29 protein-coding genes are annotated in these 25388 nt (G+C 44.5%); 14 read left to right on the forward strand and 15 right to left on the reverse strand.

Annotation, left to right across the window (positions count from 1 at the left end):
* The first annotated feature begins 115 nt into the window (after positions 1-115).
* Complete coding sequence (locus NX903_RS15975) at positions 116-262, forward strand: YuzL family protein (RefSeq protein ID WP_003240817.1); 147 nt, start codon at positions 116-118, stop codon at positions 260-262.
* Between the two features lie 24 nt (positions 263-286).
* Here NX903_RS15975 and NX903_RS15980 read toward each other — a convergent pair whose 3' ends face one another.
* On the reverse strand, positions 287-1195 hold the full coding sequence (locus tag NX903_RS15980; RefSeq protein WP_015251264.1) for a proline dehydrogenase family protein: 909 nt from the start codon (positions 1193-1195) through the stop codon (positions 287-289).
* A gap of 94 nt (positions 1196-1289) precedes the next feature.
* On the opposite strand from NX903_RS15980, the gene NX903_RS15985 reads away from it, so the two are divergent.
* From NX903_RS15985 to mdtP, 4 genes are all read left to right on the forward strand, one after another.
* Complete coding sequence (locus NX903_RS15985; protein ID WP_003228567.1) at positions 1290-1535, forward strand: hypothetical protein; 246 nt, start codon at positions 1290-1292, stop codon at positions 1533-1535.
* 12 nt (positions 1536-1547) lie between these two features.
* A complete protein-coding gene (locus NX903_RS15990) occupies positions 1548-1880 on the forward strand; it encodes a spore coat protein (protein ID WP_003222766.1) in 333 nt (110 codons plus the stop codon).
* A gap of 158 nt (positions 1881-2038) precedes the next feature.
* Positions 2039-2506, forward strand: a complete 468-nt coding sequence (gene mdtR / locus NX903_RS15995; RefSeq protein ID WP_014480800.1) for a MarR family transcriptional regulator MdtR — start codon at positions 2039-2041, stop codon at positions 2504-2506.
* Positions 2503-4128 carry a multidrug efflux MFS transporter MdtP gene (gene mdtP / locus NX903_RS16000; protein ID WP_086344292.1) on the forward strand — a complete coding sequence of 542 codons (1626 nt, stop codon included), beginning with the start codon at positions 2503-2505 and terminating at the stop codon, positions 4126-4128. The genes mdtR and mdtP overlap by 4 nt, the downstream gene beginning before the upstream one ends.
* 35 nt (positions 4129-4163) lie before the next feature.
* On the opposite strand, the gene NX903_RS16005 is transcribed toward mdtP, so the two are convergent.
* On the reverse strand, positions 4164-4547 hold the full coding sequence (locus tag NX903_RS16005; protein ID WP_015483672.1) for a tautomerase family protein: 384 nt from the start codon (positions 4545-4547) through the stop codon (positions 4164-4166).
* Positions 4548-4565: 18 nt separating this feature from the next.
* Positions 4566-5306 carry an SDR family NAD(P)-dependent oxidoreductase gene (locus NX903_RS16010; RefSeq protein WP_086344293.1) on the reverse strand — a complete coding sequence of 247 codons (741 nt, stop codon included), beginning with the start codon at positions 5304-5306 and terminating at the stop codon, positions 4566-4568.
* A gap of 133 nt (positions 5307-5439) precedes the next feature.
* On the opposite strand from NX903_RS16010, the gene NX903_RS16015 reads away from it, so the two are divergent.
* On the forward strand, positions 5440-6327 hold the full coding sequence (locus NX903_RS16015; RefSeq protein ID WP_086344294.1) for a LysR family transcriptional regulator: 888 nt from the start codon (positions 5440-5442) through the stop codon (positions 6325-6327).
* Positions 6328-6346: 19 nt separating this feature from the next.
* Here NX903_RS16015 and NX903_RS16020 read toward each other — a convergent pair whose 3' ends face one another.
* The 4 genes from NX903_RS16020 to NX903_RS16035 all read right to left on the reverse strand — a co-directional run bounded on the left by NX903_RS16020 (position 6347) and on the right by NX903_RS16035 (position 10046).
* Positions 6347-6634 (reverse strand): YusU family protein, encoded by a 288-nt coding sequence (locus NX903_RS16020; RefSeq protein WP_086344295.1) that lies wholly within the window; start codon positions 6632-6634, stop codon positions 6347-6349.
* Positions 6635-6658: 24 nt separating this feature from the next.
* On the reverse strand, positions 6659-7486 hold the full coding sequence (locus tag NX903_RS16025) for an ABC transporter ATP-binding protein (protein ID WP_010886609.1): 828 nt from the start codon (positions 7484-7486) through the stop codon (positions 6659-6661).
* A 216-nt stretch (positions 7487-7702) separates the two neighbouring features.
* Positions 7703-8140, reverse strand: a complete 438-nt coding sequence (locus NX903_RS16030) for a YusW family protein (RefSeq protein WP_017696422.1) — start codon at positions 8138-8140, stop codon at positions 7703-7705.
* Positions 8141-8249: 109 nt separating this feature from the next.
* Entirely contained in the window at positions 8250-10046 is a 1797-nt protein-coding gene (locus NX903_RS16035) for a M3 family oligoendopeptidase (protein ID WP_072175788.1), read from the reverse strand.
* A gap of 134 nt (positions 10047-10180) precedes the next feature.
* Here NX903_RS16035 and NX903_RS16040 point away from each other — a divergent pair, with 134 nt between their 5' ends.
* Entirely contained in the window at positions 10181-11023 is an 843-nt protein-coding gene (locus NX903_RS16040; RefSeq protein WP_021480570.1) for an oxidoreductase, read from the forward strand.
* Positions 11024-11112: 89 nt separating this feature from the next.
* Complete coding sequence (gene mrgA, locus NX903_RS16045; RefSeq protein WP_014477938.1) at positions 11113-11574, forward strand: metalloregulation DNA-binding stress protein MgrA; 462 nt, start codon at positions 11113-11115, stop codon at positions 11572-11574.
* Between the two features lie 42 nt (positions 11575-11616).
* On the opposite strand, the gene htrB is transcribed toward mrgA, so the two are convergent.
* Positions 11617-12993: a serine protease Do-like protein HtrB gene (htrB, locus tag NX903_RS16050; RefSeq protein ID WP_021480571.1), complete on the reverse strand. Its 1377-nt coding sequence runs from the start codon at positions 12991-12993 to the stop codon at positions 11617-11619.
* A gap of 277 nt (positions 12994-13270) precedes the next feature.
* Here htrB and cssR point away from each other — a divergent pair, with 277 nt between their 5' ends.
* Positions 13271-13948 carry a secretion stress-responsive two-component system response regulator CssR gene (gene cssR, locus NX903_RS16055; RefSeq protein ID WP_003228529.1) on the forward strand — a complete coding sequence of 226 codons (678 nt, stop codon included), beginning with the start codon at positions 13271-13273 and terminating at the stop codon, positions 13946-13948.
* A complete protein-coding gene (gene cssS / locus NX903_RS16060; RefSeq protein WP_003228527.1) occupies positions 13945-15300 on the forward strand; it encodes a secretion stress-responsive two-component system sensor histidine kinase CssS in 1356 nt (451 codons plus the stop codon). Before cssR ends, cssS begins: the two co-directional genes overlap by 4 nt.
* 27 nt (positions 15301-15327) lie before the next feature.
* On the opposite strand, the gene spxO is transcribed toward cssS, so the two are convergent.
* On the reverse strand, positions 15328-15492 hold the full coding sequence (spxO, locus tag NX903_RS16065; RefSeq protein WP_003221681.1) for an anti-adapter protein SpxO: 165 nt from the start codon (positions 15490-15492) through the stop codon (positions 15328-15330).
* 167 nt (positions 15493-15659) lie between these two features.
* On the opposite strand from spxO, the gene NX903_RS16070 reads away from it, so the two are divergent.
* The gene (locus tag NX903_RS16070; RefSeq protein WP_064671601.1) at positions 15660-16535 is read left to right on the forward strand and encodes a TetR/AcrR family transcriptional regulator; all 876 of its coding nucleotides are present in this window, start codon (positions 15660-15662) and stop codon (positions 16533-16535) included.
* 39 nt (positions 16536-16574) lie between these two features.
* On the opposite strand, the gene fumC is transcribed toward NX903_RS16070, so the two are convergent.
* Both fumC and NX903_RS16080 read right to left on the reverse strand, forming a co-directional pair.
* Entirely contained in the window at positions 16575-17963 is a 1389-nt protein-coding gene (gene fumC / locus NX903_RS16075; RefSeq protein WP_003228523.1) for a class II fumarate hydratase, read from the reverse strand.
* Between the two features lie 66 nt (positions 17964-18029).
* The gene (locus NX903_RS16080) at positions 18030-18215 is read right to left on the reverse strand and encodes a YvzF family protein (RefSeq protein ID WP_003221676.1); all 186 of its coding nucleotides are present in this window, start codon (positions 18213-18215) and stop codon (positions 18030-18032) included.
* 117 nt (positions 18216-18332) lie between these two features.
* On the opposite strand from NX903_RS16080, the gene gerAA reads away from it, so the two are divergent.
* Genes gerAA through gerAC form a run of 3 tightly spaced genes read left to right on the forward strand, consistent with a single transcriptional unit; the run spans position 18333 to position 21965 of the window.
* Positions 18333-19781, forward strand: a complete 1449-nt coding sequence (gene gerAA, locus NX903_RS16085) for a spore germination receptor protein GerAA (RefSeq protein WP_086344296.1) — start codon at positions 18333-18335, stop codon at positions 19779-19781.
* Positions 19750-20847: a spore germination receptor protein GerAB gene (gene gerAB, locus NX903_RS16090; protein ID WP_086344297.1), complete on the forward strand. Its 1098-nt coding sequence runs from the start codon at positions 19750-19752 to the stop codon at positions 20845-20847. Before gerAA ends, gerAB begins: the two co-directional genes overlap by 32 nt.
* Positions 20844-21965 (forward strand): spore germination receptor protein GerAC, encoded by a 1122-nt coding sequence (gene gerAC, locus NX903_RS16095; protein WP_086344298.1) that lies wholly within the window; start codon positions 20844-20846, stop codon positions 21963-21965. The genes gerAB and gerAC overlap by 4 nt, the downstream gene beginning before the upstream one ends.
* A 7-nt stretch (positions 21966-21972) precedes the next feature.
* On the opposite strand, the gene liaR is transcribed toward gerAC, so the two are convergent.
* Genes liaR through liaG form a run of 4 tightly spaced genes read right to left on the reverse strand, consistent with a single transcriptional unit; the run spans position 21973 to position 25296 of the window.
* Positions 21973-22608, reverse strand: coding sequence for a two-component system response regulator LiaR (liaR, locus tag NX903_RS16100; RefSeq protein WP_021480575.1), 636 nt, complete (start codon positions 22606-22608; stop codon positions 21973-21975).
* Complete coding sequence (liaS, locus tag NX903_RS16105) at positions 22586-23668, reverse strand: two-component system sensor histidine kinase LiaS (RefSeq protein ID WP_063334640.1); 1083 nt, start codon at positions 23666-23668, stop codon at positions 22586-22588. Before liaS ends, liaR begins: the two co-directional genes overlap by 23 nt.
* Positions 23665-24390: a LiaRS two-component regulatory system accessory protein LiaF gene (liaF, locus tag NX903_RS16110; RefSeq protein WP_076457597.1), complete on the reverse strand. Its 726-nt coding sequence runs from the start codon at positions 24388-24390 to the stop codon at positions 23665-23667. Before liaF ends, liaS begins: the two co-directional genes overlap by 4 nt.
* A gap of 33 nt (positions 24391-24423) precedes the next feature.
* The gene (gene liaG, locus NX903_RS16115) at positions 24424-25296 is read right to left on the reverse strand and encodes a LiaG family protein (protein WP_086344299.1); all 873 of its coding nucleotides are present in this window, start codon (positions 25294-25296) and stop codon (positions 24424-24426) included.
* Positions 25297-25388: the final 92 nt, after the last annotated feature.

Raw genomic sequence — 25388 nt, forward strand, 5'->3', positions numbered from 1 at the left:
AACTCGTTTCTTCTTTCATCTTAAAAGATTTCCGGTTCGACTTCAATAGCTAATTTGTTATTTTTTTGTATGAAGCCTATAAAAGTCGGGCAACTTAAGCCCGGAGGTGAAGGGAATGGTACGAGAGAAAAAAAATCCGTCTTCAGCGGCAGTCAGCGCGGCGAGCGTAAAGGGAGATGCCGGTCCGACTCAGCATTACGGCGGCGGAAAACGGACAAGTCAAAATCAGCAGTATAAAAAACATAACATGGAACAATCATAATGCAGCTGCTTCCCGCGGCTGCTTTCACTTTTTCAAAATTCCTTTTAACACAAACGCTGCATTGGCAGGCCGTTCGGCAATTCTTCTCATAAAGTAGCTGAACCAGTCCGTTCCATATGGGACATACACACGCATTCTGTAGCCTTCCTTGGCGAGTTCCTTCTGACGCTCCGGCCTGATGCCGTATAGCATTTGAAACTCAAATTGCGACGCGGGGATTCGATGTTCGGCGACGAGCTGTTTCGTAAATGCAATGATGTCATCGTCATGTGTGGCGACAGCCGTGTAGTTCCCGCTTAACAACTGCAGCTTTATTAAGCTCTGAAAATGAAGGTCCGTTCCTCTTTTGTCGGGAAACGCTACGGCCGCAGATTCTTTATAAGCGCCTTTTACAAGTCTGAGATTCGGCTTTAAGTCCCGCATCTTTCTGATATCTTCTGCCGCCCGGTACAGATACGCCTGAATGACCGTGCCGAGCTTCTCAAATTCCTGTTTGCATTGCCTGTAAATAGAAAGTGTCTGTTCATAATGGGAATAGTCTTCCATATCAATGGTCACAGCAACATCATATTGCTTCGCAACGGAAAGAATGGCGCGCAAATGAGTAAGAGCAAGTTCTTCTGAAAGATCGAGCCCGATTGAGGTCAGCTTAAGTGAAAGCTCTGAGTCCAATTGATGTTCGGCAATGGCTTGAATGGCTTTCTTGCATTCCTCTGCGACTTGGTTTGCTTCTTTTTCCGAAGCTGCATACTCGCCTAAATAATCAATTGTTGCACACAAACCGGATCTGTTTAGCCTTTTGACGGTCTTAACCGCCGATTCAATCGTATCCCCTGCGACAAACCTTCGTGCTCCAAGCCGCGTTCCGTATGCTTTTGCGAACTTGGTAAGTGTTTTATTTTGAGATAAGAATAAAAACACATGTCTCAACATCCGACTCCCTCCCGCCGTCATCTTCAAAACACCTGTATATAACTCCCAGTCTGAAGGAAACTATAAAATGAACAGAAACCAAAGGAGGATCACAATGGATAATCAGCAGCAATCTCAAATGCCGCCTTCCGTTATTTCGACAAAGGATCATTTGTATCTCAATGACATGCTGAACTGGAATTTGCTCGCGATGAAGAAAGCGCATTTCATGGCGCAGCAGTGCCAGGATCAAACGTTAAAGCAAGAACTCGACCGCGTCGGACACATGCATCATGATCACTATCAAAGAATATTAAAGCACCTGCAGCCAGGCCAGCAGCAGTCCGGCTACATCCAATAAGGAGGCGCCAGAATGAATCAGCAAAATCAAAAAATCAGCAACCCGCAGACACCTGTACCGACAACATCGGAAATGAATGACAGAGATTTCGTCAACGAATTGCTGACAACCGAAAAATACATGACAACAGCTTATTGCACTGCTTTGCACGAATTCAGCCACGAGTCTCTTTATCAGGATATTCAATCCATTTTTGATGAGTCACAAAAAGCGCAAAGAAAACTATATGATCTCATGTTCCAATATGGATGGTATTCTGTTGAAGCGGAGGATGCACAAAAGCTGCAGCAGTCCTATCAAAAATTCCAGCAGACCATTCAGCAGCAGTCTCCTTATCAGCAATAACAACATCAGTAAAAAGGATACGATGTTCTTTCGGGCATCTATCCTTTTTTTGTGTAAAATCAGTTGACTTTTCATTTACGCTTATTTATGTTTAATAAGCATTAACTATTTTGTCATTAAAATATATATACAGTGTATGTAACAGAGGGGAAATGAATATGAAGAGTGCGGATCAGTTAATGTCCGATATTCAATTATCGCTTCAGGCGCTCTTTCAAAAGATACAGCCTGAAATGCTGGAAAGCATGGAGAAACAAGGTGTCACCCCAGCGCAGCTGTTTGTGCTGGCCAGCCTAAAGAAACACGGCAGCCTCAAAATTTCTGAAATTGCCGAGCGTATGGAGGTGAAGCCAAGCGCGGTGACGCTAATGGCAGATCGCCTTGAACAAAAAAATCTTATCGCCAGAACACACAACACAAAAGACAGGCGAGTGATTGATCTCAGTCTTACTGACGAAGGAGACAGAAAGTTCGAGGAGGTTTTGGCAGGCAGAAAGGCCATTATGGCGCGCTATCTTTCCTTTTTGACGGAGGAGGAGATGCTGCAGGCGGCGCATATTACAGCAAAGCTCGCACAAGCAGCAGAAACGGATGAAAAGCAAAACATGAAAAGAGGAAACGGATGAAAATGAGTAAAGAAGGCAAACAATCAAAACGAACGTTATTAATAACAGGCTTAATTATTGCCATGTTTTTTTCAGCCCTTGACGGCACCATTGTCGGAACGGCCATGCCGAAAATTGTCGGTGATCTAGGCGGTTTGAGCATGATGACCTGGCTGACAACTGCATATTTGTTAACATCAACAACCATTGTTCCAATTGCCGGTAAACTGGCTGATTTATTGGGACGCCGCATTGTCTATGTATCAGGTTTAATTATTTTTATGGCCGCTTCTGCTTTGTGCGGAATGGCCAACAACATGACAGAATTGATTATCTTCCGTGGACTGCAGGGCATCGGCGGAGGCATCATGATGCCGATGGCGATGATTGTTATCGGTGACTTGTTCACAGGAAAACAGCGTGCTAAATTTCAAGGTGTCTTTGGCGCAATTTACGGGCTGGCTTCAGTGATTGGGCCGCAAATCGGCGGCTGGATTGTAGACTCGTTAAACTGGAAATGGGTTTTCTATATTAATCTACCAGTCGGAATTATTGCGGTTATTTTTATTGCCAGAGGATTACAGGGACGCCAGCAGACTGGTCCGATCAACTTCGATATCGCTGGTATTTTCACAATGATTGTCGGGGTTGTCAGCCTCCTGCTCGCCTTAAGCTTTGGCGGAAAAGATTATGCATGGGATTCATGGCAGATTCTTGGGTTGTTCGCTCTCGCACTGATCGGCATTGTCAGCTTTATCATCGTAGAATCAAAAGCAAAAGAGCCAATCCTGCCAATGTATTTATTTAAAAACAGAACATTTACATTTCTAAACTTGATCGGCTTCTTTATGAGTATCGGTATGTTTGGCGCCATTACGTTTGTTCCTTTCTTTATGCAGGGAATTGTCGGTGTAAGTGCGTCTGAATCGGGTACAATTATGACACCGATGATGATTTCTATGATTATTACAAGTATCATCGGCGGACAGCTCGTTTATAAAATTGGGATTAAACCGCAAATCATTGCAGGCATGCTGGTTATGGCCGGCGGATTCCTGCTGTTAACGACATTGGATCTCAACACGAGCAAGCTTGTCGCTACATCTTTTATGGCGATTATTGGTCTGGGAATGGGCCTTGTTATGCCGATTCTGACATTGGCTTTACAGGAAAGCTTTTCGAAGGAGGAGCTTGGAGTTGTCACTTCATCCAGCCAATTCTTCCGTTCTATCGGCGGAACATTCGGCATTACCATGCTGGGAGCCGTAATGAATGCGAGATCAGGAAATCTATTAACAGATAAATTGGTTCCATATTTAGACTCTCTTCCGGCACAGGCAAGCTCGTTTGCCGCCCAGCTAAAGGGTATGATTGATACAAATCCGCAAGGGCTGCTGCAATCACTGTTCAGTCCGGACGCAGTCAAACAAATCCCTGCGGCTTTCTCATCCCATATTGTGCCGATTTTAAAAACATCGTTGATGGATTCGCTCCACAGCGTGTTTTATACGGGCCTGATCTTTATCGCAGTCGGAGCCGTATTCACCTTGTTCTTAAAACCTATCAAGCTATCAAATAAGAAAACGGAAGACCAACAAGAAAAAGAGAAAGCGGCAAAAGCCGTTGAATCACCTTCCCATTAATAGAGCACCCCGCGGGTATCAATCCGCGGGGTTTTTTATTCAATCATCTGGGCTCTTCCATTTCCGAAAGACCAATCCTCAGCCTGATTTCCGGCCAGCATGATAAACACATCTTCTTTTCTGACACCAAGCTCGGAATGAATCCGGCTCGCGATTGAGCGGTAAAGTGCTTTTTTCTGTTCAGTTGTTCTTGACTGTTTCAGTGTAAAATGAATGTATATCAGTTCATCAGTTCGCTCGACTTGGAGATAAAATGGATCATAAAAAAATTCGCTTTTTTCATATTGTCTGATGACTTGGAAATAGTCATCTTCCGGCACATTGATTTCTTCAATCATCGATTGGTGGATAGTCCTGCTCAGTTTTTGAAGCCACGCTTCGCTTCTTCCCGACCGTAAATGAATCTGTACAAATGGCATCTCCCTGCATCCCTTTCTTTACAGCGTCTGTCCGCTGTCAATTGTGATAATTTGGCCTGTGAGTGATTCCTGTTCAATTAGTGAACAAATCAATTTGGCAACATCATCTGGTTCAGCAATACACTGCAGCGGCAAAGAGCCGATCATGCTTTTCATTTTTTCTTCCCGTCCGGCCCACCATCTCGTTGCCACAGCTCCTGGTGCTACACCGCTCACTCTGATTTCAGGCGCTAAGGCGTGGGCCAATGATTTCGTTAAACCGTGCACCGCTGATTTTGATACTGCGTAAGGCATAGATGAGCCGGCACCAGTTACCCCTGCGATGCTGCCGACGTTTACGATCGCCCCGGCCTTGCTTTTCTTCATGAACGGAACCACTGCCCGCGCGCAGAAAAACATCCCTTTCACATTGACGGCATACAGCTCATCCCATATGTCTTCTGTCGCAGCCTCAAGATCATCCATTGGAATATGCCGTGTAATGCTGGCATTGTTGACTAAAATATCAACCGTGCCGTGTGTGTTCACGATTGCTTGAATCATATCCTGCACGTCGCTGTTTTTAGATACATCTGCTTGGATGGCGAAGGCTTGCCCGCCAGCTTTTTGAATCTTTTCCACTGTTTCCTCCGCTTCTGATTGCGAGCGTGAATAATTCACCGCCACAATCGCCCCGCACTTTGCCAATTCCATACTGGCTGCTTTTCCGATTCCTGTGCCGCCCCCCGTTACGAGAGCTATTTTGTTCAAGACATTCATTGCCGCCACTCCTTGCTGTTGACTAAAGTATATTTCTGATTCCATTGTAATCCAGCTTTGATGTTACGTATAATGATTGTTAAAGATACTAGATATCACTCAGATTGATAGTAAACGAACGGAGGAGTTCAAAATGGAAAGCGGAGATTTACGTGTGTTTCAAATGGTAGCTCGTGAAGGGACCATTACGAAAGCAGCCCTGCAGCTTGGCTATGTACAATCGAATGTCACGGCCAGAATTCAACAATTGGAAGCTGAGCTGGGTACCACACTGTTTTTACGCCATAATCGGGGCATGACTCTTTCCGCAAGCGGAAAGTTGCTGCTGGACTACGCAAATAAAATTATAGGCCTGCTTGATGAAGCTTCTAAAGCACTCTCATCCTCCGCAGAACCAAGCGGGCCGCTTATGATCGGCTCCACTCAGACAACCGCCGCGGTAAGGCTTCCAAAGCTCCTGGCATCTTATTATGAAGAACATCCAAACGTCCAGCTGTCTTTAACAACAGGACATACGCAATTTCTCCTTGATAAAGTTCTTCGTTATGAATTGGATGGCGCGTTTATCGGATGCGAATGCCATCATCCTGAGCTCGAATCCTATCCTGCGTTTGAGGAAGAACCAGTAGTTGTTTCGGCTGCCTCCGTGCCCGATGTTGAGGAAGCCATCACAAAGCCGATTCTCGTTTACAGCACAGGCTGCTCGTATCGAGAAACACTTGAAAAATGGCTGCGTTCCGTCGGTATCACACAGCCGGTCATTATGGAATTTGGGACGCTTGAAGCAATTATCGGCGGGGTTACAGCAGGTCTTGGCATCTCGCTGCTGCCAAGAACGGTTGTGCAGAAACATGAAGCAGAAGGATCAATTCGATTGTACCCGCTGCCTGAAGCTCTCAGCCAGATGAAAACAGAGTTTATTGTTCGAAAAGATTCGTTTATCAGCAGCGCGCTGAGAACCTTTATGGATTCCTTTACGCCAGATAAAACGGCTGAATCACAAAAAAGCAGTCTGCTATAATGAACAGACTGCTTTTTGGCTATTGTTTGTTTCGATGCGCTTCATTTAATTCCTTAATATGCTGAATGATCTCTTTAATGCCCTGCTTTGCGTCAGGGTATGTCGCATTCCAATGCTTAGCGAGGGGCGGCATGCTTTTGGCTATATGGGTGTACAAAATCCATTGCTTCACTTCTTCTTTTAGCTCATCGTTTGTTTCACCAAGCAGAAGCTCAGTATACTTCTCCAGCAATCCATCCAGTTGCTCCTGAAGTGTTTGTTCCATTTTCCATCTTCCTTTCGAAAAAACAGCAAGGAGCTTTCTCAATTGAAAGCTCCTTCGCTGCGTTATTTATCCATGTGATGTGAAAGCCGCTTCCTGGACAATGCATCTGCCCCTGCCATGAGGAATGCAAAGAGGCGTTCCGAAGAGCGGGTCCTGTGTAACCTGACAGTTCATAGAAAACACATTTTGCACAAGATCACAAGTGATGACCTCTTCCGGACGGCCTTCTGCATAAATCCGTTTGTCTTTTATGGCCACGAGATGATGTGCATAGCGGCACGCCAAGTTTAAGTCATGGAGAACCATAACAATCGTCCGGTCTTCCTTTTCATTCAGCTCAAACAGCAAATCAAGAATTTCAATTTGATGCGTCATGTCTAAATACGTCGTCGGCTCGTCTAGAAGGATGATATCCGTTTCCTGGGCTAGCGTCATCGCGATCCAAGCCCGCTGGCGCTGTCCTCCTGACAAAGAATCAACGGCGCGGTCAGCCATGTCCTCAAGCTTTGTTGCTTTAAGCGCTCTCTCAACTGCTTCCTCATCCTCTTTTGACCACTGCTTCAGCCAGTTTTGGTAAGGATATCTTCCTTGCTTCACCAGCTGATGCACCGTCAGCCCCTCTGGAGCCGAAGGACCTTGGGGCAGGATTGCGAGCTCTTTTGCGACTTCCTTCGTCGGAAGCTTGGCAATGGCTCTTCCTTCCAGCAGCACTGAACCGCCTCTCGGCTTCATCAGGCGCGCTAATGAACGTAAAAGTGTCGATTTTCCGCAGCCATTGCTGCCAATAAATACGGTAATTTCACCTTTGGGAATTGTTAAATTCAACTCATCAATAATAACGGCATCCCCGTATCCTAAGCTCAGCGTTTCTGTAGAAATTGCACTCATACCCATAACCGCTCCTTTTTGCTGGCTTTTAGCAGCACTATGTATTGCACGTTTTCTATATACATGCTTTTAAGTCAATTGTCATCAATGCAAGTGATTCCGATATTCAGCCATTTGATATGGTCATATATCCCTCATTGTAGCAGAAAACACTGACTTTGAAAATCATTTTCAATTAGTTTTATGGACATAATTGACGTTTATGGGTTTTTTATCACAAGATTACTTCTTGATTTCTCTGATGGAGCCGTCCTTCAGCTTCAATTTTAAATCGATATGATCATAATGACTGTCCAGATTAAATGCTGCCAGCACACTGTGTATCACTTCTGTTTCAGCCATTTGGTCTGTCACGGAAAGCTCGCTCAAAATCATTTTCATCTCATCCAATGCTTCTTCTCCCTCCTGATTGACACCGGAGAGCTTATCCTGTATTTCCGCTTTTTCCTGAGTCCCGTTCTTTGTATAGATTCCTTCATAACGGTTATGCTCACCATCCCCATAGCTCACACGAAGCGAAAAATTGCTGTAAGGAACGGACTTCAGCTGGGTGACGGCTGTATTTTCTCCTTCTGCCTGCTGCTGGTCTTCATTGAGACGGCAGCCTGCAATCAGAACCACTGCGAGACATACAGCCCCGGCTGCTCTGACCAAATGCATATGTTTCCCCCCTGTAGGATTCCATTTATTTTAGGTATATCCAGAGAATGAAATCCTCATTCAGAGAAGAATTGAAAAAGCCGGGGCATTTAACGCCACGGCTTTTTCTTTAAGATTCGGTCATTTGTAAAAAGGTTTCGGCGTCACGCACAGCCAGCTTGATGGCATTCTCCCAGAAATCGCGCTTCGTGATGTCAGCGCCCAAATGCTTCATCGCCAAATCCTCCACTGTCATAGAAGCCGTATCTCGCAATAGCGCCATATACTTCTCTTCGAATGCGTTTTTTTCTTCAAGCGCCAGCGCGTAAATGCCAAGAGAAAACAGGTAGCCGAATGTATAAGGGAAATTGTAAAACGGCACCCTCGTGATGTGAAAGTGAAGTTTTGATGCCCAAAAAAGCGGATGATATTCTTCTAACGCATTGCAGTATGCCTCTCTTTGCGCCTCTTCCATCAGCTCATTCAAGCGGCTGGCCGGTACCACTCCCCGCTTTCGTTCCTCGTAGAATCTCGTTTCGAATAGAAATCTTGCGTGAATGTTCATGAAGAACGCAACGCTTCTTTGCACTTTATCCTCCAGAAGAACAAGCTTTTCTTCCCTGGTCTCGGCCTGCTGGACAGTCGCGTCCGCGACTATCATCTCTGCAAACGTTGAAGCTGTTTCTGCAACGTTCATGGCGTAGGAGCGGTTTAACGGCCTGACGTTGAGCATTGCTTCCTGATGGAACGCGTGCCCGAGTTCATGCGCAAGGGTAGAGACATTTGAGGCGCTGCCCGAAAATGTCATGAAAATCCTGGATTCCCCGCTGTCCGGAAAACTGGTGCAAAAGCCGCCGACTCTTTTTCCGCTCCTGTCTTCCGCCTCAATCCAGCCGTCCCGAAACGCTTTTTCAGTGAATGAGGACAGTTTTTTGCCAAACGTTGAAAACTGGCTGGTAATGATATTTGCGGCTTCATCATACGAATAGACCTTTCCGTCAGAACCGATCGGTGCCTCGACATCGTACCAGCTGAGTTTTTCAAGGCCGAGCATGGATGCTTTCCGGTTCAAAAACTGAACGAACGGCTTCTTGTTTTCAGTGATGACCTGCCACATCGTATCAAGTGTTTCTTTTTTCATCCTGTTAATTTGCAGCGGTTCCTTCAGGACATTCTCCCAACCGCGCGCTTTATAGGTTTCAAGCCGGAATCCCGCCAAATGATTCAGCGTGCTGCTGAAAATATCTTGCTTACTCTCCCAAGCTTGGCGGAAACGTTCATATACTGTTTTTCTGACAGTACGGTCTTGATGGTCCATCATATTCTCCGCCTGACCGACAGACAATTGCTTGTTTTCACCGTTTTCCTCATACGGGATCGTCATTTTCCCGACAATCATATTGTATAAGTCACTCCAAGCGTGATATCCGTCCACCGCAAGGTTCCCGATCAGTTTTTCTTTACCGGGGCTAAGCTTTTCGGCAACCCTCTGTCTTCTTTCATTTAATATGTAAGAAACATCGCGCAATCCCGGTTTTGTTAACAACCTATTCCACACTTCTTGATCAATGTCCACAAGTTTATGATCTAATGTAACGAGCGACGATTGAAAATCTGCGGAAAGCCGGTTCATGAGTGCCTGATGCTCTATAGCCTTTTGATCATTGATATTCTGGGCCTGAAGACAGGCAACAAACGCGCCGGCCTGCTGAAGCTTGACGGATGTCTGTTCGAATAAATCAAGCAACGCGGTCAGCCCTTCAGCCTCTTCAGGCGATTCAGGCACCTGAAACGCATCAGTCCTGTCTTGAAATGCACGCAGACTTTGTGACAGCTTCTCAATATAACCTTTGAATTCTTCCGATTGGCTCCCGCCCTTAAAAAATGAATCAAGATCCCATCTTTGGCCTACCCCTTGCAGCGCCATATCACAAAACCCCTTTCCTTCTTTCGTTCTATTATAGAACAATTCTGAATTGTTGTATAAAAATTTCTTTTTACAGGCGTCATCTCCTGTTCAGGATAGTACAATAGCTGTAGCCTTTTAATAGGAGGTATAGGATGAATAAAAAAATAGCCATCGTAACAGGAGCGTCCAGCGGCTTCGGTCTGCTGGCAGCTGTAAAGCTTGCCCGATCATTTTTCGTGATAGCCACATCAAGACAGCCTGAAAAAGCGGAACAGCTTCGAGAATTGGCTGCAGCACACAATGTGTCTGATTCTATTCACATTACAGCTCTCGATGTCACCGATGAACAATCTATAGTCTCATTCGGAAAAGCCATTAGTGCTTACGCCCCGATCGACTTACTCGTTAACAACGCCGGAACGGCTTATGGAGGATTTATCGAGGATGTGCCGATGGAACATTTCAGAGAACAATTTGAAACGAATGTCTTCGGTGTGATCCATGTGACAAAAACCGTTCTCCCTTACATAAGAAAGCATGGCGGCGCAAAGATTATAAACGTGAGCAGCATCAGCGGACTGACCGGATTCCCAGCGCTGTCGCCATATGTTTCTTCCAAGCATGCATTGGAAGGTTTTTCTGAAAGCCTGCGTATCGAGCTGCTTCCGTTCGGTATCGAAACCGCTTTGATCGAGCCGGGCTCATACAAGACATCGATCTGGTCAACGTCATTATCAAATTTTATGTCGGTGCCTGCTGACGATTCAGCCTATCATCAATACTATAAAAAGATCCTTTCCTACGTTGAAAAAAACGGAGAAGAAAGCGGAGATCCCCAAGAGGTTGCCGACCTCATTTATCAATTGGCAACAAAACAGCACATAAAGAAATTGCGATACCCGATCGGAAAGGGCATCAAGCTCACCCTGCTATTCCGATCGCTTTTTCCTTGGTCTGCGTGGGAGTCTATCCTGAAGAAAAAGCTATTCAAATAACCTAAATTATAATTATTATAATTTAGTATTGATTTTTATTTAGTATATGGTATAATTAAATCAACAGATCACAAGGAGGACGTTATCTTATGAAAACTGAAAACGCAAAAACAAATCAAACATTAGTTGAGAATTCAATGAACACACAATTATCAAACTGGTTTCTTTTATACTCTAAGCTCCACCGTTTCCATTGGTATGTGAAAGGGCCTCATTTCTTTACATTGCACGAGAAATTTGAAGAACTTTATGACCATGCGGCTGAAACAGTCGATACAATCGCTGAGCGCCTGCTGGCGATTGGCGGACAGCCTGTTGCCACAGTGAAAGAATACACTGAGCATGCATCTATCACAGACGGCGGAAACGAAACATCAGCTTCAGAAATGGTACAAGCATTGGTAAACGACTACAAACAAATCAGCAGCGAATCTAAATTCGTGATCGGCCTGGCTGAAGAAAATCAAGACAATGCGACAGCGGACTTGTTTGTCGGATTAATTGAAGAAGTTGAAAAACAAGTGTGGATGCTTTCCTCTTACTTAGGATAAAAAAAGCTGAACCCTATTTGGGTTCAGCTTTTTGTTTTTTTCTTAGCTTGAACTGCTTTCTGTCTGCTTGGTCAGTGTCGCGTTCAACGTTTTCGTTTTTCCCTTTCGCAGCACTTGGATTGTTGTTTTATCTCCGACTTTTAAGTCTTTGTAAAGGATCTGACGGATATCCGCACTGCTTTCCACGTCTTTACCGTTTAGTTTGACAATGACATCCTCAGATTTAATACCTGCTTTTTCTGCCGGCGAATTTGCTTGAACTTCTTTTACATAAACACCTTTGCCCAATTGATCTCCAAACAGGCCGAGCGTATTTTCCTGATAGGTTTCAGGAACTTGTGACATGTCAATCATCTGCACGCCTAAAAACGGACGGTCCACCTTCCCGTTTTGCAGCAGCTGGTCAACAATCGGCTCGACATCATTGCTTGGGATCGCAAATCCAAGTGATTCCACGCCGCTTTCGCTCACCTTCAAGCTGTTGATGCCGATGACCTGGCCGCTTGCATTGATTAATGGGCCTCCGCTGTTCCCCGGATTGATCGCTGCATCGGTTTGCAGCACGTTCATTTCCACCGTCCCTTGTGTTGTATCCACATCAATTGTCCGGTTCAGTCCGCTAATGATGCCTTGTGTCACCGTACCGGAAAACTGCTGTCCGAGCGGGTTACCGATAGCGATTACCTTTTCGCCAGTGCGCAGCTGTGAAGAATCACCAAAGCTCGCCACTTTTTTGACGTTCTTGCTACTGATTTCCAAAACTGCCAAATCAGTAATGGTATCGCTGCCGACAAGCTTGGCAGTTTCCGTTTCTCCGTTGTATAGCGTAACAGTCAGCTTGTTCGCGCCTTCAACGACATGGTTGTTTGTAATGATATACGCTTTATCGCTGTCTTTTTTGAAAATAACACCTGACCCGGTTCCGCTTTCACTTTCTGAGCTGGAGCCTCCTCCCGTGCCGAATGTGTTATTTTGAGAGGTTTGGATATTTGAGATTCCGACAATCGTAGGCTCTAAATCCTCTACCATATCAGCGATGTTTGATGCGTTCGTTATCGGCGCCGTTGTAAAATTATCAGACTGCACCTGTTTATTTGCGGAAGCGGTTTCGGTCGCCTGATTTTGGTCTGACGGCAGATAAGGCGTGATGCCAAGCATGAGGCCCCCGCCGATAATACCGCCTAAAATCGGGCTCAGCCATGCGGCTCTCCGTTTCTTTTCTTTTTTCACAGCCGTTTCTTGCTTTTCCATTTCTAAAGCAGAAGCCGTTTCCTGCCGTCCCGCTTCATACGACACAGGCGCGTCAAGCAATTCTTGTTCAGAATGTCCAATCAGCTTCTGGTTTTCTGTATTCTGCTGTTCTGTATGTGAAGGTTCAGTTTGATGTTGATCGTTTTGGCCATCACGTCGATAATCCATGTTCTTACACTCCTTTAACGGTTATTCATTTATCGTTACATATTCATCGCATGTACAAGTTCAATTGTCCCAATAATGAGGAGAAAAGCAAAGCACCAAAATAGAATATGTTTGATCATCCTACATCTTCCTCGCTCTTTTTCTCTTCCTTTCTTCCCTTATACATATCATAAACAAACATTGTGGGATAAAAATGAAAAGAATATGTGAAATTATGAAAATTGCCTGCCGTATGTTAAAACTAGTTTATAATGACGTTGAAAGGATGTGAAGAGCCTTGTCATACACCATTTATCTAGTTGAAGATGAGGATAACCTGAATGAACTGCTGACGAAGTATTTAGAGAATGAGGGCTGGAACATTACATCTTTTACGAAAGGTGAAGACGCCAGAAAGAAAATGACACCGTCTCCCCACCTATGGATTCTCGATATCATGCTGCCGGATACCGACGGCTATACATTAATAAAAGAAATCAAGGCGAAAGATCCTGACGTGCCGGTCATTTTTATTTCCGCCCGAGATGCGGATATTGACAGAGTGCTTGGCTTAGAGCTTGGCAGCAATGACTACATTTCCAAGCCGTTTCTGCCGCGGGAGCTGATTATCCGTGTGCAAAAGCTGCTGCAGCTCGTATATAAGGAAGCTCCTCCTGTACAGAAAAATGAAATTGCCGTCTCCTCGTATCGGGTCGCTGAAGACGCCCGCGAGGTCTATGACGAAAACGGGAATATCATCAATTTGACGTCAAAGGAATTTGATCTGCTGCTATTATTTATCCATCATAAAGGGCATCCGTACTCTCGTGAGGATATCCTCCTAAAAGTGTGGGGACATGACTACTTCGGAACAGACCGGGTCGTTGATGATCTCGTCCGGAGACTGCGCAGAAAGATGCCTGAATTGAAGGTGGAGACGATTTACGGTTTCGGCTACAGGATGATGTCATCATGAAAAACAAGCCGCTCGCGTTTCAGATATGGGTTGTCATATCCGGCATCCTGTTAGCGATATCGATTTTACTGCTTGTGTTATTTTCAAACACGCTGCGAGATTTTTTCACTAATGAAACGTATACGACGATTGAAAATGAGCAGCATGTTCTGACAGAGTACCGCCTGCCAGGTTCGATTGAAAGGCGCTATTACAGCGAGGAAGCGACGGCGCCGACAACTGTCCGCTCCGTACAGCACGTGCTCCTTCCTGAAAATGAAGAGGCTTCTTCAGACAAGGATTTAAGCATTCTGTCATCTTCATTTATCCACAAGGTGTACAAGCTGGCTGATAAGCAGGAAGCTAAAAAGAAACGTTACAGCGCCGACGTCAATGGAGAGAAAGTGTTTTTTGTCATTAAAAAGGGACTTTCCGTCAATGGACAATCAGCGATGATGCTCTCTTACGCGCTTGATTCTTATCGGGACGATTTGGCCTATACCTTGTTCAAACAGCTTCTGTTTATTATAGCTGTCGTCATTTTATTAAGCTGGATTCCGGCTATTTGGCTTGCAAAGTATTTATCAAGGCCTCTTGTATCATTTGAAAAACACGTCAAACGGATTTCTGAACAGGATTGGGATGACCCAGTAAAAGTGGACCGGAAAGATGAAATCGGCAAATTGGGCCATACCATCGAAGAGATGCGCCAAAAGCTTGTGCAAAAGGATGAAACAGAAAGAACTCTATTGCAAAATATCTCTCATGATTTAAAAACGCCGGTCATGGTCATCAGAGGCTATACACAATCAATTAAAGACGGGATTTTTCCTAAAGGAGACCTTGAAAACACTGTAGATGTTATTGAATGCGAAGCTCTTAAGCTGGAGAAAAAAATAAAGGATTTATTATATTTAACGAAGCTGGATTATTTAGCGAAGCAAAAAGTGCAGCACGACATGTTCAGTATTGTGGAAGTGACAGAAGAAGTCATCGAACGATTGAAGTGGGCGCGGAAAGAACTATCGTGGGAAATTGATGTAGAAGAGGATATTTTGATGCCGGGCGATCCGGAGCAATGGAACAAACTCCTCGAAAACATTCTGGAAAATCAAATCCGCTATGCTGAGACAAAAATAGAAATCAGCATGAAACAAGATGATCGAAATATCGTGATCACCATTAAAAATGACGGTCCGCATATTGAAGATGAGATGCTCTCCAGCCTCTATGAGCCTTTTAATAAAGGGAAGAAAGGCGAATTCGGCATTGGTCTAAGCATCGTAAAACGAATTTTAACTCTTCATAAGGCATCTATCTCAATTGAAAATGACAAAACGGGTGTAACATACCGCATAGCAGTGCCAAAATAGACTGTAGATGTTTTGCAGTCTATTTTTTTATGTGAAAGAATAGCCGTTAAAATCTCTGTAATTTGTTTTGAGCGGCTGTTTGCATTGATGAACCCATTTTTTCTCTGACAAGGTCTGCTTCGGATATTTGACTTTCTCCACTTTGATTCCTCTGTTTCGCAAGCGGCTGATCATTTCGTCCAATTCTCTCATTCTAGATTCACCCTTTCGCTTGAGCTTTGACCATTCGGTCATCTCAATTTATAATATAAATAATACATGATAAAAAAACAAGTTACAATAAGGTTAATTTTATAACAGACGGTGTGACTATATGGTCATATCCTAGCAGGCCTACGGGCTCCGAAAGGGTGGAACCATTGAAGGAAAAAGAAAAACTGATTATTGAAACAGCCTTAAAACTATTTGCCCAAAAAGGATACAACTCAACATCAGTCCAGGAAATCGCAAAAGAATGCAAAATATCTAAAGGCGCTTTTTATATTTATTTTCCTTCGAAAGAAGCGCTTCTTCTCTCTATGCTGAACTACTATTATGATAAAACGTTTACCCGAATTTTAAATATTAAAACGAAGGGCGACAGCCCCAGAACGGCTTACCGTAAACAGCTGACCGTCCTCTATGAAAACATTCTTGAACACAAAGATTTTATCAGTATGCAGTTGAAGGAGGGTTCTCTGCCTTACACAGAAGAAGTGGAGCAATGCGCAAAAAAAATCCGCCAGTCCTCACTTCAATTTCATATCGACAGCCTGCTGAACATCTATGGAAAAAAAGCGGAACCGTACACTGCTGAGCTTTGTTTTTTAATAGAGGGCATCAGCCAGATTTACCTGGAATGCATGATTTTGCTCGGGTACACTGTGAAGCCGTCTCAATTAGCTGATATCATTATGAATCGAATAGATGATATGGTAAAAGGCATGTCTGAACGAAACGATAAGCCTTTCATCACATTGGAAGAGGCGAGTTCTTTATTCGGGCCTCTTACGCACGGACGGCCTGACCCGCTGACTGAATCGATTGTGAAAAGCCTACGTGACAAAATTAACAGCTTAAACACAAACTCCTCTCTTGAATTATCGGAGAGCTTGGACATACTTGAAGCAGAAATGAAGAAAAAAACACCGAAGCTTGTGATCATTAAAGGAATGATTCATAATCTGACGGAGTCTGAAGCTCTCGCCAAAGATGCGGAACAGCTTAAATATTTATTAAAACAGCAACATATTTAGAAGAACGGCTGCTTAAAAAGCAGCCGTTCTTTCTTTCTATTACGCCTTTGGTTTTACCATGTCTTCCGGCTTAACCATTTCGTTAAATTGCTCCTCTGTCAGCAATTCAAGCTTCAAAGCTGCTTCTTTGAGCGTCAATCCCTCTTTATGTGCAAGCTTGGCGATTTTCGCCGCGTTTTCATAACCGATATGCGGGTTCAGCGCCGTAACAAGCATTAATGAATTTGACAGGTTTTCCTGAATGGTTTCTTTATTAGGCTCAATACCGACAGCACATTTATCATGGAATGAATTCATGCCGTCACTGAGCAGCTGCACAGATTGCAGGAAGTTGTAAATAATAACAGGCTTAAACACGTTCAGTTCAAAGTTTCCCTGACTCGCAGCAAAGCCGATTGTAGCATCGTTCCCCATGATTTGCGCTGCGATCATTGTTAACGCTTCGCTTTGTGTCGGGTTGACTTTACCAGGCATAATGGAGCTTCCCGGCTCATTTTCAGGAATGACGATCTCCCCGATGCCGCAGCGAGGTCCGCTTGCGAGCCATCTGACATCGTTCGCGATTTTCATTAAGTCCGCCGCAAGCGCTTTTAATGCGCCATGCGCATAAGTGATTTCGTCATGGCTTGTCAGCGCGTGGAATTTATTCGGTGAACTGCTAAACGTTTGGCCGGTCAGCTTAGTGATCTCTTCTGAGACAAGCTCTCCAAACTCTGGGTGGGCGTTGATACCCGTTCCGACAGCCGTTCCACCAATTGCAAGCGCACGCATTTTATCTGTCGCTTCCAAAATCATTTCCTTCGAACGGTCCAGCATGTGAACCCATCCGCTGATTTCCTGTCCGAGGGTCAGTGGCGTAGCATCCTGAAGATGCGTGCGTCCGATTTTGACAATATCATTGTATGCTTTTGCTTTTTCATCCAGTGTATTGCGAAGCTGATCAAGCGCCGGCACAAGCTGCTCGTAAACAGCCAAAACAGCGGCAACATGCATCGCCGTCGGGAATGTGTCGTTTGAGCTTTGGCTTCGGTTCACGTCATCATTTGGATGAATCGTTTGATCAGAGTTCTTCTCTTTTAATAAAGCAGTCGCACGGTTGGCTACCACTTCGTTCATGTTCATATTGCTTTGTGTGCCGCTTCCGGTCTGCCATACGACAAGCGGGAAGTTGTCATCGTACTTGCCTTTGAGCACATCATCACAAACCGCTGCAATCGCTTCTGCTTTTTCAGCATCCAGATTGCCGAGGCGTTTATTAGCTAGAGCTGTGCTTCGTTTTAATATTGCAAACGCCTTCACAACACGCATCGGCATTTTTTCAGAACCGATCTTAAAGTTCTCCTTGCTTCGCTGTGTTTGGGCGCCCCAAAATTTATCAGCAGGAACTTTTACTTCTCCCATGGTGTCTCGTTCAATTCTGTATTCCATTTATGTATCCCTCCATAACGGTTGCTTCAATAGATCATAATTCGCCAATGACACAAAAAATCCTTTTTATTTTTCGATCTTGGCAGATTTTAATTTTAATTCAAGATATACGCGGGAATCCTTTGAATATTTGTATTTTGGATTCGTCCTTCCGTACTCCTTTGATGTATAAGAGACATCATAATGCTTTTCAAATGATCTAATGAGCTGTTCAATTTCTTCTTGTTTTCCAGCTAGCCTTACCTGTGCCACTTCGTATCCTCCGCTTTCATAAAAAAACTTACTCCATGAAATACTCTAACACAGTATATCATTTTTTTAACAGGAAAAGATAACCTCTACTAAGGTTTTGGATAAGAGGTGACCTCATTGGAACAAACAGAGTTTAAGGAATATATACACGATAATTTAGCATTGGTGCTGCCAAAATTAAAAGAAAACGATGATCTGGTGAAAAACAAAAAAATGCTTGCGAACGGACTGGTTTTTTACTATCTCTATTTCAGTGAACTGACTGATGAGAATAAGGTGTCAGAAGCCATTAAAACTTTAATTAAAGATGAGGAGACCTTAACGCTTGACCAGGTCAAAAAACGCCTTGACCAGCTTGACGCAAGACCTGTTGAAACCGCAAAAAAAACGATTGAATCGATTCTCAACGGCAATTGTGCTGTGTTTATCAACGGATTGGATAAAGCCTATATTCTGACCACAGGAAAGAAAAAAACAAGAAGCCTGACAGAGCCGACAACTGAAAAAGTGGTACGCGGCCCAAAAGTTGCGTTTGTAGAGGATATTGATACAAATCTCGCTCTGATCAGACAAAGAACCTCTCATCCGAAATTGATCACCAAAAAAATCATGATCGGCGAAAACAAGCTGAAGCCCGCAGCCATTATGTACATTGAGGGCAAAGCGAAAAAGTCCGTCATAAAAGAAGTGAAGGCGCGGCTTAAAAATATCCAGCTGGAAGATATCCAGGACAGCGGAACGCTCGAGGAGCTCATTGAAGATAATAAATATTCACCATTTCCGCAGATACAAAATACGGAAAGACCTGACAAAGTATCTTCAGCCCTGTTTAACGGCCGTGTGGCAATTTTGGTCGACAGTTCACCATTTGTGCTGCTGGTGCCGGTTTCTCTCGGCATCCTGATGCAATCCCCGGATGACTACTATGAACGCTGGATTTCAGCATCTCTTATCCGGTCGCTGCGCTTTGCTTCTATCTTTATCACCTTGTTTTTGTCATCGATTTATATAGCACTTGTTTCCTTCCATCAGGGGCTGCTGCCGACCGCGCTCGCCGTTACAATTTCGGCGAACAGGGAAAACGTGCCGTTCCCTCCGATATTTGAAGCCCTGCTGATGGAAGTCACCATCGAGCTGCTAAGGGAAGCCGGACTGCGACTCCCCAATCCGCTCGGACAGACGATCGGCCTCGTTGGGGGCGTAGTCATCGGACAGGCTGCTGTAGAAGCGAATCTCGTCAGTTCGATTATGGTCATTGTCGTCAGTGTCATTGCCCTGGCATCCTTTACCGTTCCTCAATACGGAATGGGTCTGTCTTTCCGGGTGCTGCGTTTTATTTCGATGTTTTCCGCCGCTATTTTAGGGCTGTACGGCATTATTTTATTTATGCTTGTCGTTTATACGCACTTAACGAGACAAACGAGCTTTGGGTCTCCGTATTTTTCGCCAAAAGGATTCTTTAGCCTGAAAAATACGGATGACTCCATTATCCGTCTCCCAATTAAAAACAAACCAAAAGAGGCGAATAATCCAAATGAGCCAAAAACAGACTCCACTGAAACTTAATACCTTTCAAGGTATTTCTATTGTTGCAAATACAATGCTTGGGGCCGGACTTTTAACATTGCCGCGAGCGCTGACCACTAAGGCTAATACGCCTGACGGCTGGATCACGCTGATATTAGAAGGTTTCATTTTTATTTTCTTCATTTATTTAAACACGCTCATTCAGAAAAAACATCAATACCCTTCACTCTTTGAATATTTGAAGGAAGGGCTTGGGAAATGGATCGGCAGCATCATCGGCCTTTTGATCTGCGGCTATTTCCTCGGCGTAGCCAGCTTCGAGACACGGGCAATGGCTGAAATGGTGAAGTTTTTCCTGCTGGAGAGAACCCCAATTCAAGTCATTATTTTAACGTTTATTTGCTGCGGTATTTATTTAATCGTCGGGGGTTTAAGTGATGTGTCGCGGCTGTTTCCCTTTTATTTAACGGTAACCATTATTATTTTGCTGGTTGTGTTTGGGATCAGTTTTAAAATTTTTGATATCAATAATTTGCGTCCTGTTTTAGGTGAAGGCCTTGGACCTGTTGCAAACTCCCTTACCGTCGTTTCCATCTCTTTTTTAGGAATGGAAGTGATGCTGTTTCTTCCTGAACATATGAAGAAAAAGAAATACATGTTCAGATATGCGTCTCTAGGATTTTTGATTCCGATTATCTTATATATCCTTACGTATATTATCGTTGTCGGAGCTTTGACCGCTCCCGAGGTAAAAACGCTGATTTGGCCGACTATTTCTCTCTTTCAGTCCTTTGAGCTTAAAGGCATATTTATTGAGCGGTTTGAATCGTTTTTACTGGTGGTCTGGATTATCCAGTTTTTCACTACATTTGTCATTTACGGATACTTTGCCGCTAACGGGCTAAAGAAGACATTCGGATTATCGACTAAAACAAGCATGGTGATTATCGGCATAACGGTCTTTTATTTTTCTCTCTGGCCGGATGACGCCAATCAAGTCATGATGTATAGCGATTATCTTGGCTATATTTTTGTCTCCCTGTTTCTGCTTCCCTTCATTCTCTTTTTCATTGTAGCTCTCAAGAGGAGGATTACAGCAAAATGAAAATCCGGATTTTATGTATGTTTATATGCACCCTATTGCTGTCCGGATGCTGGGACAGTGAGAATATCGAGGAATTAAGCTTAGTGATCGGAGTAGGGCTAGACAAGCCTGACGATGAAAATTTAGAGCTGACACAGCAAATTCTCGTGCCGAAAAAAATCAGCGCTAAGGAGGGCTCTTCATCTGATCCGACACAGCTTTCTATCACAAAAGGTGAAACTGTCCATCAAATGATGAGAACCTCTGCATTAAAGCATAATCCTACGTTTTCACAGCATTTGCGTCTCATTCTGCTTTCCAAAAGCGTGATTGCGGATCAAATTGGAATGGACGCGATCATTAACCAGTTTGTCAGAGACAACGGAACAAGGAGGAGTTCCTACGTCTTTATCACCAACGGCCGAACTAAGGATATATTTAAAATGAATGATGAAGGCGAACCCGCATCCAACGTGATATATGATCTGACAGAGAATAATAAGGTGACAATCAGAATGATGGAGCCAGTTACATTAGGGGAGATCTCAGAACACTTAACCTCTGACGATTCATTCCTCATCCCTCATGTCGGTAAGGAAAACGGCAAGCTCGCGATAAACGGAGCCTCTATCATCAAAAACAAATTATGGCACCGGGATCTCACCCCGATTGAGATTCAAAATATCAACTTATTTTCAGGCACTGTCGAAGGAGGCGTCATTGACTTGAAGCGCGATGGCCATCTCTTTTCTTATGAAGTATATTCGAGCAATCGGAAGATCAAGACGGCATACAAGGACGGAAAGTTCAAATTCACCATTACCCGCAATATTGAAGGTCGTCTATCTGAGGACTGGAATCCCAATGAAGACTCGTTTAAGGATTCATATATTAAAAGTATTGAAAAGACAGTCGAAAAACGAGTACACGAAACAGTAACGTCATTTATTACAGAGAAGCTGCAGAAAGAGATCAAAGCGGACGTAACCGGGCTGGGAAACGAGGTCAGAATTCATTATCCTCAAAAGTGGAAAAAGATTTCAAGAAAATGGGATGATGATTATTTCAGCAATGCGGAAATAGACTACCGGGTCAATGTGGTTGTCAGAGACTTCGGAACGAAAGGCGCCAACAAATAGCAGCCGCCTATTTTACGAGATGGTTTCGATGTGCGTACACTGCCGCCTGCGTCCGGTCACTGACATCCAGCTTTGATAAAATATTCGTAATATGCGTTTTGACTGTTTTAATCGTAATAAACAGTTCCTCGCCTATTTCTTTGTTTGTCTTTCCTTCTGCGATCAGGCAGAGTATTTCGAGCTCCCGTTTCGTAAGTGATTCATGCGGGAGCGCGTTTTCACCTGAGTGGCGCAGCCTGGATAATACTTTTCCCGCCACTTTTGACTCCAGCTTCGGCTCTCCCTTGCTTGCGGCGCGGATGGCATCGGCGATTTCTGCCGCTTTTGAGGTTTTCAACAGATAGCTGAGCGCGCCAGCTTCAATAACCGGGTACACTTTGTCATCATCAATGAAGCTAGTGAGCACAATAATTTTCGGGTCGGAAAGCTCCCGGCAAATTTGCTTTGTAGCTTCAATGCCATCCATGCCCTCCATGACAAGGTCCATTAAAATGACATCAGGCGACAGTTCCGCAGCAAGCCGAACACCTTCGCTGCCGTCCGATGCTTCGCCGATGACTTCAATATCGGGCTGCGCCTCCAAAAAAGCCGCGAGCCCCATTCTGACCATTTCATGATCATCAATCAATAATACTCGAATCACGTTCGTTCTCTCCTTTTTCTTCCGGGAAAATCGGGACCTTCACTTCGATTTGGGTGCCTTTTCCTTCTACTGAAATCACTTCGGCGACCCCGCCGATTTCACTTGCACGTTCTTTCATAGAATTCAAGCCGTATGAGGAGGCTTTCACCTGGTCCATTTTGAAGCCTTTTCCATTATCAATCACCTTCAGACGGAGCTGGCTGTTCTTTATGCCCAGAATCACGGTTACTTTTGACGCTTTTGAATGTCTAAATACGTTTGAAAGGGCCTCCTGCACGATTCTGAACAAATGGTCTTCAACACCCTTGGATATCGCTGTGTCCTGTATATCCCACTCAATATCAATCGGCTGCTTTTTTCGGAACTCGTCCAAAAGCTCCGTAAGGCCCTCCTTCAGCCCTTTTCCTTCAAGGGTAACAGGCCGTAAATGGAGCAGCAGCGCCCTCATCTCATTTTGGGCTTCGCCTGCCATATGCTCGACCATCCTGATCCGCTTGACTGTTTTGTCATCAGCACCCTTGACATGTTCCAGCACGGCTGATGTCATCATCGATATGGCAAAGAGCTGCTGGCTGACCGCGTCATGAAGATCTCTGGCCAATCGCTGGCGTTCTTCTGAGATAACCGACTTCTTCATTTGCGCCTGCCATTCCGCACGTTCATTGGAAAGTTTCTGCAGGGATGCGACTTGAAGCTCCACGCGCTTCGCCATTTCGTTCAGCTGATCGGCGGCCAGGCCGATTTCATCATCACCGAGCGGCGGTATTCGATAAGCGAAATTGCCGTTTTCAAAGGTTAAAATGGATTCAATTAATGTATCAATCCTTGTCTTTAACCGGTTGCCGTACATATACCCTGAGGCGAAACCGACGGTCACGCTGATCAGAAGCAAAATCAGGATAAACGGAATTCCGAACCAGCTTGATGACAGCAAAACAAGCGGATCGAGCCGATAGTAAAACATCATAAAGGAAATCAGGCAGGCAAAAAGGAGCAGGCTGATTCCCGTTGTCATGCGGATGGCGCGCCATTGGAGGCTGGCAAGCATTTTTTTTCTCATACGTACTTCACATCCACATCACCGATAAATAAGGAAACGGACACTTTGACCCGGCGCTTTGACTCGCTGAAATCGGTTGACGCGGCATATACCTTCGTGCTTAATCCGCTTTTCTTCGAGCCAATCAGATTGATGTCTCCTATAAAAACAGCCGAGCTGACAGCCACTTCAAGGTCCGATGGTACATATATATCAACGTTTCCAATGACTCCGCTAATGACGATTGTGCTTTCTCCCTCGGGAATCATCGCTTTAGACAAATCGATTTTGATATCACCGATAAAACCAGAGACATTTAAATCATTCAGGTCAAACGGCTGCTTCATCATTTGCAGCTCTCCGATAAAAAAGCTGCGCATGTCGGAATGTTTTACATCTTTTGGCGTCTCATGATGTTCTTTTTTATTGAGATTGACCTGTTTCTCATTCGGTTCAAATATCGGCTTCCCTTTGATAAGCCTGTAGCCGGCATAAATCAGAAATGCGGCAAACGCATAGCCGAATAAATTAAAGGTGATGCTGAAGAGGTTTTTCAAAAATAGAAACGCGGCAAAGATATACATGACGGAGCCAAGCCAATCACGGGAATATTTTTTAAGGAAATAGCCGGCAATCAGAAAAAAGAGCGGCCAAAACAGCAGATCGCCTATTCCGATAATTTGCAAAAACATACTGATGCCGAATAAAGCAATGATCAATCCGAGAAGCTGTTTTTTTGTCATTCCTGGTGTCCGCCTCCTTTCTTCTGCCTGGTGCTACCGTATCGCTAGATCCCCGCTGTCCGTTTTAATGTCGATTGGATGCCGGCCGCTTCCTTGCGTGCCTGTGATGTGATGCTGCTCTTTATGTGCTTTATCAGCAAATGAATACGGCGAACTGACGTCACCGCTCGCTGATTTCGCTTTGACTGTAAAGCTGCCGTTTTTGGGAAGGCTTAGATTGGCATCACCGCTTGTCAGCGTGACAGATACGGGGCCGGTTATCTTTGTCAATACAGCATTAAAATCTCCTGAAGTCATTTTCACATCAAGAGAGCCTGATACATGAACCAGATTTGCGTCCCCTGAAGCTAAATCAATGCCGGATGTTTTGGAGACGGTATTTGAAATGGTTACATCCCCCGATGACGCCTTCACTTTCAGGTCTTGAAGGCGGACGTCCGTCACGCTCGCATTTCCGCTCGCAGATACTGCGTTCAGCCCGGAAAGCGCAAGATGGTGATTCCCGGCCACAGACACGTCACCGCTTGAGGTTCGTACTGCCAGATCACCTTTATAATCATACGGAAGCCTGACGATAAGAGTTGAACGGTTAAACCCATTCAAAAATTGAAATTCTTTTTCCTTTACGGTCAGCTCCAGTTTTCTTTTGTTTTCAGTAACAAATAACTTTCCTGAGTCTCCTGAAATGCCTGCCGATATGTCACTTCGTTCTTCCGCTATAATCCGGACATCCTTGCTATCCGACTCAATGACCATGCTGTCAATGTCCCGCGGCGATGCGCTGGCTGAATCGGCTTCTGTGCCATTTATGAAACCCAGGCCTGCAGCAAACACATCTTTTACGACGACGGCGAAAAAAACCAGAATACCGGCAGTGATCAACAGTTTGCCAAGCATTTTTTTCATTCGGTTTCATCCTTCTCATTCATTCTATTATAAAGGAAAAGCTTGCGAATTGATACGTGCGGAAGGGAAGGACTTGACCGCAAATCCTTCCC

The sequence above is a fragment of the Bacillus sp. FSL R5-0576 genome (genome assembly GCF_038004765.1).
In the GTDB taxonomy this organism is placed as follows: domain Bacteria; phylum Bacillota; class Bacilli; order Bacillales; family Bacillaceae; genus Bacillus; species Bacillus subtilis.